This is a genomic window from Vibrio sp. 10N.261.55.C5 (assembly GCF_041470505.1).
Taxonomy (GTDB): domain Bacteria; phylum Pseudomonadota; class Gammaproteobacteria; order Enterobacterales; family Vibrionaceae; genus Vibrio; species Vibrio crassostreae_C.
Window position 1 is genome coordinate 123251 of sequence record NZ_JBFRMS010000010.1, and the last position, 13425, is coordinate 136675.

Annotated in this window: 9 protein-coding genes; 3 read left to right on the forward strand and 6 right to left on the reverse strand. The window is 42.8% G+C overall.

Going from position 1 to position 13425, the window contains the following annotated elements; genetic code table 11:
- Nucleotides 1-78: 78 nt before the first annotated feature.
- Together AB4263_RS03320 and AB4263_RS03325 are read left to right on the forward strand one after the other, a co-directional pair.
- On the forward strand, nucleotides 79-1797 hold the full coding sequence (locus tag AB4263_RS03320; RefSeq protein WP_372097535.1) for an autotransporter assembly complex family protein: 1719 nt from the start codon (nucleotides 79-81) through the stop codon (nucleotides 1795-1797).
- 228 nt (nucleotides 1798-2025) lie between these two features.
- Complete coding sequence (locus AB4263_RS03325) at nucleotides 2026-2790, forward strand: aspartate/glutamate racemase family protein (RefSeq protein ID WP_372097492.1); 765 nt, start codon at nucleotides 2026-2028, stop codon at nucleotides 2788-2790.
- A gap of 101 nt (nucleotides 2791-2891) precedes the next feature.
- Here AB4263_RS03325 and AB4263_RS03330 read toward each other — a convergent pair whose 3' ends face one another.
- From AB4263_RS03330 to AB4263_RS03355, 6 genes are all read right to left on the reverse strand, one after another.
- Nucleotides 2892-4349 (reverse strand): phospholipase D family protein, encoded by a 1458-nt coding sequence (locus tag AB4263_RS03330; RefSeq protein ID WP_372097494.1) that lies wholly within the window; start codon nucleotides 4347-4349, stop codon nucleotides 2892-2894.
- Nucleotides 4350-4416: 67 nt separating this feature from the next.
- On the reverse strand, nucleotides 4417-6525 hold the full coding sequence (locus AB4263_RS03335; protein ID WP_372097496.1) for a carboxylesterase family protein: 2109 nt from the start codon (nucleotides 6523-6525) through the stop codon (nucleotides 4417-4419).
- A gap of 213 nt (nucleotides 6526-6738) precedes the next feature.
- Nucleotides 6739-8397, reverse strand: coding sequence for a hypothetical protein (locus tag AB4263_RS03340; RefSeq protein ID WP_372097498.1), 1659 nt, complete (start codon nucleotides 8395-8397; stop codon nucleotides 6739-6741).
- Nucleotides 8398-8723: 326 nt separating this feature from the next.
- Nucleotides 8724-10079 (reverse strand): FUSC family protein, encoded by a 1356-nt coding sequence (locus AB4263_RS03345; RefSeq protein ID WP_372097500.1) that lies wholly within the window; start codon nucleotides 10077-10079, stop codon nucleotides 8724-8726.
- Nucleotides 10080-10088: 9 nt separating this feature from the next.
- On the reverse strand, nucleotides 10089-10955 hold the full coding sequence (locus AB4263_RS03350; protein ID WP_017059803.1) for an HlyD family secretion protein: 867 nt from the start codon (nucleotides 10953-10955) through the stop codon (nucleotides 10089-10091).
- A 10-nt stretch (nucleotides 10956-10965) separates the two neighbouring features.
- The gene (locus AB4263_RS03355; RefSeq protein WP_017059802.1) at nucleotides 10966-11178 is read right to left on the reverse strand and encodes a DUF1656 domain-containing protein; all 213 of its coding nucleotides are present in this window, start codon (nucleotides 11176-11178) and stop codon (nucleotides 10966-10968) included.
- A gap of 470 nt (nucleotides 11179-11648) precedes the next feature.
- On the opposite strand from AB4263_RS03355, the gene aspT reads away from it, so the two are divergent.
- The gene (gene aspT / locus AB4263_RS03360; RefSeq protein ID WP_372097502.1) at nucleotides 11649-13364 is read left to right on the forward strand and encodes an aspartate-alanine antiporter; all 1716 of its coding nucleotides are present in this window, start codon (nucleotides 11649-11651) and stop codon (nucleotides 13362-13364) included.
- Nucleotides 13365-13425: the final 61 nt, after the last annotated feature.

A 13425-nucleotide genomic window follows, 5' to 3' on the forward strand; every position in this document is an offset into this window, starting at 1 on the left:
CCGTTCGAAGGATAGCGTCCTACATAAGAGATTCAGCGATTTAACGCTTTGCTTATAACCTGTTCGGGTTTTGAGCAATTGGGTAACCGCGTGAAGACCTCGATTAAACAATTAGTGCTGGCCACTTCATTTTTCCTGTTTACCCAACACTCTTCTAGTGCTGCTGAATTTGAGGTTAAAGGGGTTAATAAAACTCTCACCGAAAATGTAGAATTATATTTAGAACCTTTAGCCGATGTTCCTGCATCACAGCTATCGAAAACGAAGCTATCTAAACGTATTCAAGATGCACTCAACCCTTATGGTTATTATCACCCACAGCTCGATATCGACCTCAATGATTCTGATAACGTGATCATTAACATCGATTCTGGTCCTGTCATGCGCATCGCAGAATCGATAGTAAAAATAACAGGTGAAGCTAGCCTAGATGCGGAGTTCATCAATATACTCAATCAAAGCAAGTTAGGCTCAGGTTTAACTTTGTCTCACCAAGAATACGACCAAACTAAGCGTGCGATTTTCTCTTTAGCAAAGCGGAAAGGTTATTTTGACGGCAGGTTTATCGAGTCAAAGATTGAAGTTATTCCTAGCGAGAACATCGCGAATATACACTTGTATTTTGCAAGTGGTCCACGCTACAAGTTCGGTTCTATAAGCATTCCTGATGATGGGGTTGACCCTACTCGTATCGAGAAAATACCCACCTTTAAAAAAGGTGATGACTTTGACACCATCAAGTTAGGTGAACTGCAATCTGATTTGTCAGACACTCAATGGTTTCGAAGTGTCATCGTACATGGTGACTTTGACAAACTTGATGACAACCTAGAAGTTCCAATTGAAATCATTGCCGAGCCAAGTTCTCGAAATATCGTGCAGGTCGGTAGCGGCTATTCTACAGATCTCGGTTTACGCGCCTCTCTCAGTTGGTCAAAGCCTTGGTATAACCGGAGAGGCCACAGCTTTGAAACACAGACATATTTGTCTGAACAGGAGCAATCACTTCAGTTGGGGTACAAAATCCCCACAGAGAAAGTCACAACGGATTACTTTGGTATTCAGTTTGAATCGAAACGAATTGATCATCGAGACACCAATAGCTTTACAAACGATCTTAAGTTCGAACGTTACTGGCAATTAGACAGTGATTGGCAAAGCACCATTTATGTCAAATACTTGCACGAACAGTACCGTCAGGCGTCTGAGGAAGAGCAATCGCAATTGCTGTTACCTGGCATCAGTTTTTCTCAGGTTGATCGTAAAAATGATCAGTTGGAGCTCAATCATCGACACATCTATTCTGTCGAGTATTCTGACCCTAGTCTGTTCTCTGACTCAAGGCTGTTGCGGTTGGAAGGAAACAGTGTCCTTTCATGGGATATTAGTGACAGGCAGAAGCTCCATTTCCGCTCCAACGTAGGCATCAACATTGCCAAATCATTATCTGATGTGCCGTCGTCACTGCGGTATTTTGCTGGTGGCGATGGAAACCTGCGAGGTTATGGTTACGAATCTATTTCCCCTAGAGACGAGAATGGTGAACTAACGGGGGCACGTTATATGTTAACTGCTGGGCTCGAATATCAGCATCAAGTCTATCGTTCAATTTGGTTGGGCGCATTTCTTGATGTGGGTGATGCATTTGATCAACAAGCGGATTGGAAGCGTGGGACGGGCGTGAGTTTGATTTGGAACTCACAGTTAATGCCAGTTAAGCTCGATTTTGCTTACGGCTTAGATGCGCCTGAAGGCGACGAATTTCGTATTCATTTTTCCTTTGGTACTCAATTCTGATTTTTGTACGCTGTTTATGCACTCGCGAGGATGCGAACCATCTAATAGGATTCAAGTAAATCGAAAGAGCGTAATAACCTTTGTGCTTTAGCAAACACAAAGGTAAAAACAATGAAAAAGCTACGATTCGGTGTATTTGGTAATATGGGCCCTGAAGCAGATGCTCTGTTCCAAGATATCGTCGCCAAGAAAGAAATTGAACACGGCGCACTTAAAGACTAAGACCACATGGCCATGATAGTGGTGAAAAACTCAGATATCCCCGATCGATCTGAAGTGATTAACGAAGGCGGTACCGATCCTGTGCCTGAACTGATTGAGTCAGCGTGCATTTTAGAACATGCCAATGTTCAGTTTGGCGTAATGACCTGTAACACCGCTCATTACTTTAGACCTGAGGTTCAAAAGCACACCAACGTTTATATCGTCGACATGCTTCAAACCACCGTTGATCAAATCAAAGAGCAGAACTCTGAATCTGTTGTTGGTATTTTATGTACCAACGGCACATACAATTCGGGAATCTATGATCGTTACCTAACGGACGCGAATCTGGTGTTCGTTAAGCCAGATTCCTTTGAGCAAGAGCATAACGTGCATAGTGCTATCTATTGTGAAGTAACCGGTGAGATGACAGAGTGTGGACAAGCAATCCGAGAAACCAACGGGATCAAAGCGGGCGAGTTTGAGCGTAATGCCGCACTGCTTGCTGTAGCGATTCAATCCATCGTAGAGAAGGGCGTTGATACGGTTATTTGGGGATGCACGGAACTTCCTTTGGTTAGAAAGCAACTTGAAACGGCATTTCCAACAGTCACTTTTATTGATCCTATGGAAGCGGTAGCTGAGCGTGTCGTTGATATTTACCGTCTCGCTGAGCAATATGTGGAGCGTGGACATGTGGATTACAACATTAATGATGTTAATTCGATCTTCACAACGCTTGATATGGTGAACTACGTAGCCCAAAGAGCGATGACCTACCGTCTATAAGCTCAGATACGTGTATTTGAAACATGAGAAAGCCGCGAATTACGCGGCTTTTTTACATTTGGACTGGAGAAAATTAAAAATTAAGATTCGAAGCTGAACACTTAAAGCTCGAACTCGCCATTCATTTTTCGAAATAACCAATCAGGTACCTTGTTCCATGAACTGTAGTTCGGGTTCTTAGTATGGATTTGTTCCTCTGAAGCCCAGATGGTGTCACCTGATTGTTCTCGCGACACAGCCCAGAACAACTCCTCTTTCTGACGTGTTAAGTAGTGTGTCACTTGCTTCGCAAACTCTTCACTGTCAACCAACACCCCAAACTCAACGTTGAGAAAGTCTGATCTTGGATCGAAGTTAGAAGAGCCAATATAGGTGACACGCTCATCTAAAATTACTGTCTTGTTGTGGTAGTAGGTATCAACATGAAAGTAGTGATCATCATTGATCGCTTGGCTTTTGTACTCATAGATACTTACGCCTTTGTCGAGTAGAGTCTCACGGTGTTTTTCGTAATACGCAGGCACAAAGCCCGAATCATTAGAAGCCGATGAATTCGTCAGTAAGGTGACTTCGGCTTCGCTCTCTCTAAGTGCATCGACGAATACAAACTTGTTATCGCTTGGCACCATATAAGGCGTAGAAATAATAACCTTAGAAGGTGTCGGCACTTTTTGCTTCATCAAGTGTTCAATACGTTGGCGAAAGTAGGGCTTGTTGTCATTGAGTTTCTCCAGTGAGTCAAATACCGGCGTGACAGAGGCTGAAATGAACTTCGGTTGGTTTAAGCTCTTTATCTGCCTTTCGACTTCAGACGTGATCAATGCTTGATTCTTTTCACCTTTGTTCAACGCTTTGGTGAACGCTTGGTATTGCTCTTTCTCTTTGATTTTAATGCGTTCTTGAATTGGCACTACATGCTCACTGTTCCACAACGCTTGGTAGTTTCGGTCGAAAGCAGCAATCACGTCGCCTTTAAACAGCACATCCATATCAAAGAAGTTGGCACTTTCGCTGTAGCCAAAGTAGTCATCACCGATGTTGCGCCCACCGAGGATCATCGATTGGTGATCAACGTTAAAGTATTTCTCATGCAGCCGATTATCTAACTGTTTTTGATGAGTAGAGAAGTTGAGCGCACGACCAATCCAGCCAGCTTTACGTGACTCAAAAGGGTTGAACAGTCGAATCTCAATATTGGCGTGTGAGTCCAACTCCGCAAGCCATTTGTCATTGAATACCAACAAGTCATCCAGTGTGAGGCGCACGGCCACATCGCGGTCAGCGGCGTGTTTCAGCTCGTTTAACAGCATCAGACCCAGAGTGTCGTTTTCCCAAGAGAAGTAAGTCATATCAATCGAGTGTTTTGCTTGGCGAACCAGATCAATGCGGCGCGCAAAGGCTTCAGGCGCACTCGGGATCAAATAGACTTCGGCTTGATGTTCTGTGCTTTGCCAGTTAGCTTCGAAGTCAGGTTCAACATCGGGGTAAGGTTGGGCGCAGCCAGTAACTAAGATCGACAAAAGCAACACCATCAACGCATGAAGACGTGTGAAGTTCATAATGGGGTTCCGCGTGGAGTATAGAAATGACAGTGGCCGTATAACTGGCCACTGTTTTATGTTGACGTTACTTAATGTAGTGTTGAAGCAATTTCTTATCTTCAAGTCCGGTCAAGCGACCTGGGTATAGTTGTGCATCTTCGCTTTGGTTAAATGTACGATCCCAATCTAGTTCGTAGTTTAGGTCTCCATCTTTTGAAATGACTAGTACGTTATCAATAGAAGAATCGTATTCATTATTGAACAGCGCTTTGTTGAACCATACACGTGACATTTCATTCATAAGAGCTTTGTCTTTGGTTGTTGGACGTACATCAGTCCCATCCAATTTATATGCTTTGTTAAACACGAACGGAAGCTCCGAAGCATTACAAGCACCGTATAGGCAAGCAATAGTCTTAATCATCCCCCCGATATCGGGAATAGAACCATCTTCATTCTTTTCGTAACTCCAAACATTAAAACTCGGACTGTAATCAAAGCTGTACAAAGCGGAAGCATTTCCAACGCTTTTTATTGCCATATTGCGATTGGGACCTGCATAAAGCATGTCATTCATAAGACGCTTAAAGCGTTTCATATTTCCTGTTGCGTTACTTAACTCAGTTTCGTTAAAGGCTTGATAGTCAGTAAATGAAATCAAATTACCAGTTTCACTTGTATTTTCTAACCCAAAAAATAAATGGGTGATTGCTGAATAAGCCGAGTTAGGAATCAGTCCTAATTTACTTAATAAATCTATAATTGTGCCTAAGTCGAGTTCTTCAGCGAACGCATTATTTGCTTGTAATTCTTTAAGCAATGAATCGTGACTATGCAGGCTCAATATTTGGTCGAGTTGAGTTTGTAGTAACGTTATGTCTAGCTCACCTTCCTGTTCCATGTTTGAAGCTAGTTCAAGAGCCGGCGCAATCAAAAATGTTAAGCTAGGAAGCATTGTCATAGTCTCTGCGTCCTTAGCGTTTTTCCCTAGCACTGTAGGTACAACCAACGCGTTTTTTGCAGGCTGTGTCTTTACATGGTATCCACCGGTCGTTACAGGTATACATATATCACCTAAACATTTTTCCTCAATGTAACTATCAATGTAAGGCGCGAAAGGCATCAAACTGGCCATTGGTGATGCGTCTGATTGAATAGGGTCGATTCCCGGTATAATTGAAAGCTTTGAGAATGTTCCCCTAGTTAGCCAATCAACAAGTTTGTTCACGGGTGAAGTTAGCTTCGCTTGAATTTGTTTAATGTCATTGATATCAAACTGAACAGAGTCTTTTAGATCTTCAATTTTCAAGCAGTTGTCGTTTTCTGCACATATGGTTCTTGTATAATCTTTTGCCGTTTCATAGCTTTTATACTCGAAACCATAGGGGTTACTTTGCATAATGGCGTTTTGAAAATATGTTTCTTTCGTAACAATATTTTCCTCACTATCAGTTTGTTGAAGAATACCCACAGACATCGCACCTGATCCTTGTCCCATCAAAGTGACATCCTCAGCCTTACCGCCAAATTTAGAGATGTTCTCGTTCACCCATTGAAGCGCACGTTTTTGATCACCGATGCCGAAATTACCGCCTTGTTCGTCGTCTACCCACATTGTGCCCAAAAGACCCAAACGGTAGTTAAACGACACATAGATAAAAGGATTACCTTCACTAGCACCTTGAGCCACAACATTATCGCCTTGAATCAGAGGCTCAGCACCAGTGCCATATTCAAAGTCACCACCGTGGATGAATACATAAACCGGTAGTTCTGCATCAGAATCAACGCCTGCTGGACGCCAGATATTGAGGTTAAGGCAGTTCTCGTCTTGTGTTTGTGATGTCGTTTTTAGTTGAGGACAAGCATAACCAAACTGAGTCGCATCCAAAGTACCTTCAACAAGGCTTACAACCTCACTGTGCTCGAAGCGCTGAGCCTCGGCATATTGAATCCCTTTGAAAGATTCAACAGAAGCCAGTTTGTCGTCTTCGGTATTCGAAGTTATAACCAGCTCTTCTTTGGTCGCAGTAACCATCACATCGCCGATTTGAGTGGTAAAGGTTTCTGAAGGTGCTGGAATTAAAGGTTCAGGTTTATCAGGGAAAGGAACCGTTGGTTGGCTATCGTCGCCACAGCCTATAAGGGCAGTAGCAATAGACAATGCGATAAGTGAGCGGTATGCAATATTCATATTTAATTTTCCACAATAATATTCGGTATAGTTACGATCAAACGCACTTGTATCGACAATCCTGCAGTTCCATTGGGTATTGCGCTCCATCTATGGAGCATCGACATGGCATATATTTGAGTTGTCATCTTGCTGGACGACTGAGCTTCAGAGGCTCGTATGAAAATATCGCTCTAACGAATCTATATTCACAATAGAGCTATGGTTTGACCGTTAGAAGCGATAGCCAAGGTTCAATGTCACAGCCGAGCGAGTTTCACCTTTGTTGTACAACAGGGTCATGTTGTAGTGCTTGCCAATCTGTTTGTTGACTCCGGTTAAAAATGCCCACTGGTTAATGTCGACACCAACGTCGTAATCAAACTCAATATCGTCTGTCTTTACAGTACCTTGCATACGTGAATCTAAACCTTGGTATTCAGCACCAACGAAGAATTGAGCGCGATAATCAACTAATTGGTAGCCCAACATTGGCTGAATCGTGACAATGCCGTCACCCCAATCATCCATCCCTTTCAGACGGGTTTGTGAATAGGTGCCGGTCAGTGATGCAAAGAACTCTTTGTAACCAACAGATAGTGTTGTACCCGCACCGCGTAAGTCATATTCGAGATGCAGTGGTACATTTAAACGCCCACTGTTACACAGTGCTGATACGCCCTCGCACAGTTTGTCACCTAGACCAGGTAGTTTGTTATTGAGTTTATCTTGTAGATATTCTCCCGCAGCGCCGGTGTAAGAGGCATCAACATTCGCGTCAACGTTTACCTTTCCTACATATCCGAATACATTCCAGAACGGCAGAATATTCACATCACCACGTATTGAAAGACTTTCTGCTTTAACCGTTGCAACGCTATCTTCAGGGTCGAACAGGTCATTCAAGCGCACACCGCCAATCACGTAATCGGTCATAGGAAGGTTCATGTCTTGATTGCGATAAGCAACTGAAACACCGAATGGTAATGGCAAATCGATACCTTGACGACGCACCATGTCACCCATTAAAGGGAATACTCGATCTAACTTAACACTCGCTTCTTGCATACGAGGATCTGAAACTTCTTTTAGACGCTCTTCATGCAGGACATTAACGCCGTTGTCGTCTTCATAAATTGCGACGGGTTCAGTTACAGCGCTCATGGTCATCGGTTTCGTTTTAGACGTACCCTCGATGTTAATTGTCTTACGTTCAATAACGACTTTACCAGAGTCTAACGTTTGGAAATCAATCACTTGGTAATAGGTATCGACTTTTGACTTACCAAGATTAAATGGCTTGTCGTTGGTGATTACCATGCGTTTTGGTGTGCCGCCTACAAGTTCAATATCAACATTCAAGAAACGGAAATAGGCGATGTCTTGTGGTAAGCCGTATCTCGAATAGTTGAAGCTAATGGTCACGTCGCCGTTGTCTTTTTCATTGACTTTCACTGACGATGGATCGAAGCTTTCTGCATAATTTCTTAGTCGATACTCAGTGCGCGTAAACTCTTCAATTTCATCGACCAGTTTTTCGTTTTCATCCAGCTCTTGCGGGTTGTATTTGATGCGCAGGTCGATGTTGCCTTTGCTGTCTGTGTTTTTTATCAGATAGACGCTTGAGTCACGAACCTCATCGCCAATTTGTATGGTTCGATGTACGTGTTCAACTAGGTGTTCGCCCTGTACGAGCGAACTGATTGCTAGCTTTGGTAAATCATGACTGATGCCATATTTGTCAAATAGTGCTCGACCTTTTTCCATAACTTCGCTGTAAGTCTTGGTTTCTGCCGCAGACGCAAAATTGGGGGTGGTAAGTAATAGGGCGCTCGCTAACACAGAAAGAGTATGGGTCTTACAGGCGCTGGTGCGTATTTCAAAAAAACTCATGACGGTTTCCACGCTGAGTGGCCTCAAACCTTCGAGACTCAAACAGTCGATGTAATACTGAACGTCGTGTTCAGTTGTTATGTATTTATCCGTTAGGATTGCTAGTGTGAATGTCGCGACTAAAAATGCATTGCGTCAATCAATGAGAGGATTTTAATAGGAGGTGGCAGATCGCGTTAATCGCTTTTGATGGACGCTATCCTCACTTAGTAATAATTAGCATTAATCAATTGATTTATAATGATTTTCAATAGATAAAAAAACGGCCTGTGAAGTAAAAATACTTGGCAGACCGTTTTGTTGTGAGTTGTTAAGCGCATTTAGTTCTAAGCAGCTACCCTCACTCTAAATAGATCAGTAAACAACTTCGCTATCATCAGAATAATCAAAATGTTTACGAGCATCAAAAGTGGCGTTTCAATTCCATAAACAGGTGTGAGGTTGAGCGCACCAGATGTGAGAACAACTAATAAGTTAATACCCAATATTCGGTGTACCATGAGCTTAGGTGTCGCGAACACTTTCCATATCACCATAATGTTAAGGAAGTAAAATAGTCCCAGCTCCCATAGTTCTGTCATTAATGGCATCACAAAGATGTATTGCAACAGAACCACCGACCCTGTACCCAACACACCATAAAAAGCGTCCTTAATAACGCTTGGTGGCATGGTCGGCACCATAGAAGAGAATACACCGGCTAACATAGGAAATATGAAACCACCTGGAACTGGAAGATAAATCCAAACCAACAGCGATGTGATAAACATCGACACGCCTTGCAGCACTTTGCGCCCATCTTCATTCAAATGTTCAACAAACGTGCGATGTGCATGATGCCAAGACACGTCTTTATGATCACCTATGACATTGAGTTCACCCTCAACAAGAGATTGTTCTGGTGTTAATACATCGAACGTCTTCAAGTTGTGAGTAAGAACTGCCCATTGGATATCTAAGTCTGATTCGCTGTTACTTTGTTTGAGTAATGTATCTTGGATATGTGCCATTTCATCGATACGCAAGCGCCATGTTTGGATGTTCTCTTTAAGGTGGTAGCTTCCGGTCAGTGGCAGATCTAAAAGTTGATACAGCTTATCAATATTCGCGGTGTTGCTTTCAAGTGCGGCAATGTCGATGTTGTCTGTTTTTTCCATCGCATCTAACAACGCTTGTTTACTGGTTTCGAAACGTTGTACAAAGTTGAGTTCAGTATTCACAGGCCACACGATGCGATACACAATAGAGAACACAACAACACCTAATAGTGTTTCTTGAAGTCTAAGTACAGCAAAGTGAAAGGTGGTTTGGTTATCAAACCCGCCCATACAAGCAACAATCGAACACACGGTAAATCCTATTGAAAAGATGTAGCCGTATTTCTCGTCACTAGACATGAAAATACAAGTGCCTAAGAACACGGTAAGAAATGTTAGAAACAAAAATCGATCTTGTGAAAACATCGCAATGAGGAAAAAGGCATAACCGGTCCCTAACAAGGTTCCCATTAACCGGTTATGGCCTTTGTTTATTGAATGGGCGAAGCTCTCGTTCAATGCCATCACTGCGACGGCTATCGCAGCCCAATACGGTTTTTCCCAACCAAACCACAACGCTAGGCAGATTGCGATAACGATAGAGAGTGCGACTTTAATCGCGTCTTTAGTCGATGCAGTGAACATAAGAATCACCTAGCTATTTTTGATTATTTTGATCGAGGCAGTCATACCAACACGCAGTTGTACGTCTTCTGGTATTTTGTCTAACTTCACTTTGATAGGGATGCGTTGAGCTAGGCGTATCCATTGGAAGTTTGGATTCACGTTTGGCAATAAATCATTACCTGTGCTGCCGTCTTGCTTCGCGATACCAAAACCAATACTTTTGATATGTCCTTCTAGCTGAACATTGTTGTGCATCATTAAGGTCACATAAGCAGTGTCCTGAGCATCGACACCGACTAAATCAGTCTCTTTGAAATAACCTTCAATCCAGAAGCTATCTTCATCAATTAGCGCAACCACAGGTGAATTCGCGACAACTTGAGAGCCAACACGTAGGTTCAGATTGGTGATATAGCCGTTAGTAGGCGCATATACCTTGGTGTACTCAAGGTTGAGATGTGCTTCTTCTACGTTCGCTTTTGCCAGTTCGACATTTGCGGCGCTGGTTTCTACCGCGTTGTTCAAGTTGTTTAGTGTCAGCACGGGCACGGCACCGGGCGTTCTTTTCTCTAAATTCAACGCGCGTTGCTCTTCGTTTTTGGCTTTGGCGAGTAGGGCAAATGCTTGTTTTTGAGTCGCAAGTGCTTTTCTGTAGGTCGCCTTGTAAATACTCGGATCGATCTCAAAAAGAAGATCGCCTTTTTTTACCTTCGAGTTGTCTTCGACATGCACTTCAATGACTTGACCCGTGACTCGAGGTGTAATCGAGACGATATAAGCGCTGACTTGTCCGTCTCTGGTCCATGGGTTACTTGAGTACGACTGGTAATAGCTATAAACCACAGTTCCCGCAGCAGCCAATAATAAAAGTGTGATGAGATAACGTTTGATCACAGTAAGTGCCTCAAAAAATGGTAATAAAATGGCCGATAGCGCCAGTAAAAATCACGATCAAGCTCAGTTCTGCTATTGCAGGAAAGGCGACGTACTTATGAAGGCCAAACCGTGTCGCGATTGACCCTGTTAGCATTGTCAGTATGTAAGCCAGTGCGATAACCAATAACAGCGGTGGGAAGTAGACTTCATCCCACACAAGCTCATGCGGCATGGTATTCATGGTTCTGTTCTCTATTTGTTTGATGAATGCAACGATAACGGAGTTCGATTTATTGTGATAATCGCTTATAGAGGATCGTACCCATCAAAATCCAACTTTATTCGGTGATTATGCCAACTGCCTCTTTGTTGAGAGCCGTAAGCCAGTAAAACAACGGTAGGAGGTTGTCGTTCTTGAAGTGGAAACACTTAATTGAAATTGATTTCGAAAATCATCTACTTTTTCCGGTTTAAGATAAATCTATTTAAAACAATCACTTAAGATGTAAATTGCACTTCAAAAACTATGCGAACAGTTAAAGTGATGATTTGATCCATCAAATGGGATTACATAATAAAACCTTTTGTTCTTAATATTCGGTTCGAAGCAACGAGATGCTTTATTTATTTTGAATAATCCAACAAATATCATTATTAAGTTATTCGTTAGATTATTTACTCCTTATATTTAGTAACAAGAGTAAATTTGTCATGGACATTATTTCTAATCTGTTTGACATGGCACCATTTGTCGCACTATTTATTACACTCTCATTGGGTTATATGGTTGGTAAAATTACTATCGGCCGATTTGTTTTAGGCGGTGTGGCCGGAACATTATTAATGGGCGTAATTATTGGGCAATTTGGTGTTCAGATTGATCCCGGCGTAAAAAGTATTTTCTTTGCGCTCTTTATTTATGCTGTGGGTTATCAAGGCGGCGCACAATTCTTTAAAGCGCTTAACTTTAGAACCATCAACATTCTGTTGTCTGCGGTTGTTATGACGGTTTCAGGCTTATTGTGTGTACTTGCCGCTGCGTGGTTGTTTGACTTAGATAGAGGTACTGCTGCGGGCCTAGCTGCCGGTGGTTTAACTCAGTCTGCGATCATTGGTACTGCAGGCGATGCGATCGCCCGTTTGGGTGGTGTGTCTGAAGAAGCCAAACATCTGATGCAAACTAACGTTGCTGTAGGTTACGCTGTAACATACATCTTTGGTTCATTAGGTCCAATCTTGATGGTGACTTGGGTATTCCCAACGTTGATGAAGTGGGACATTCGCTCTGAAGCAATCAAAATGGCAGAAGCGAACTCAGATGGTAATGCAGAGCTTGGTGCTGGTGAATTCAATGCGATGACAAAACTTGAGACTCGCGCTTTTGAAATCAAAGCAGAGAGCAAAGTGAATGGTTTGACACTAGCCCAAATCAATCAAGATTCAATAGACGCATGCATCGAAGTTATCGAGCGTGATGGCAAAGCGATTGAAGCAGACAAATTTACTAAGCTTCAACAAGGCGATGTTCTGGTTATCACAGGTACTCGTAAAGCCATTGGTCAGTTGAAAGGTGACTCTGTTGGCTCTGAAGTTGTGCTTCCAGAAGAGTACGAAGTCATTGAAGAGAACCGTCAGCTTATCGCAGACAACAAACAACTGATTGGCCGTACACTAGGTCAAATCAAATCAGAAGCGAACAAAGGCACTTACCGTGGTGTTTATGTGACTGACTACCTTCGCGAAGGTGTATCAATCCCAGTTCACGCTGACCTTGTTGTTAAGAAAAATGATGTTATTCAATTAACTGGCTCACCAAGCGATATTAATCGTGTTCAAGGTACAATCGGTAAGCCAATGAACTCAGCAACAATGACTGACTTCATTGTACTAGGCATGGGTATGGTATTGGGTCTTTTGATTGGCCTAATCAACTTCAAAATTGCAGGTATTCCGGTCACTATCGGCTCTGGTGCAGGCTGTCTAGTGTCAGGTCTGATTGTTGGTTGGTTACGCAGCCGTAACCCACATGTGGCGCAATTCCCAGAATCAGCAGCAAGCTTTATTCGCGACTTCGGTCTAGCAGCATTCGTGGGTATCGTTGGTCTTGAGGCTGGCCCTCAAGCGGTAGACACCATCAAAGAACACGGTATGAGCCTACTATTCTTGGGTGTTGCGGTAACCATCATTCCACAGATTATTTCATTCTTCTTCTCGTACTTTGTATTGAAGATAAAGAATCCGGTAGAAGCTTTAGGTTGTGTAACCGGTGGTCGAAGTGCAAACCCAGCGTTCGCTGCATTGATGGAAAAAACAGGCAACGCAACGCCAGTATTCTCTTTTACTGTGACTTACGCCGTAGCCAACGTGTTACTGACTCTATGGGGCCCAATTATCGTCGGCATTATTACCGTTAATGCGGGTATGTAATTAAAACCTACAACTCATTATAGATTTAAAAAATCATCAACTTATTAACAGACCTACCCAA

Bases quoted from the DNA above. Each gene is read 5' to 3' on its own strand.
- AB4263_RS03330 (WP_372097494.1), bottom strand. From the start codon at position 4,349: ATGAACTTCACACGTCTTCATGCGTTGATGGTGTTGCTTTTGTCGATC.
- AB4263_RS03340 (WP_372097498.1), bottom strand. From the start codon at position 8,397: ATGAGTTTTTTTGAAATACGCACCAGCGCCTGTAAGACCCATACTCTT.
- AB4263_RS03325 (WP_372097492.1), top strand. From the start codon at position 2,026: ATGGCCATGATAGTGGTGAAAAACTCAGATATCCCCGATCGATCTGAA.
- AB4263_RS03355 (WP_017059802.1), bottom strand. From the start codon at position 11,178: ATGAATACCATGCCGCATGAGCTTGTGTGGGATGAAGTCTACTTCCCA.
- AB4263_RS03335 (WP_372097496.1), bottom strand. From the start codon at position 6,525: ATGAATATTGCATACCGCTCACTTATCGCATTGTCTATTGCTACTGCC.
- aspT (WP_372097502.1), top strand. From the start codon at position 11,649: ATGGACATTATTTCTAATCTGTTTGACATGGCACCATTTGTCGCACTA.
- AB4263_RS03345 (WP_372097500.1), bottom strand. From the start codon at position 10,079: ATGTTCACTGCATCGACTAAAGACGCGATTAAAGTCGCACTCTCTATC.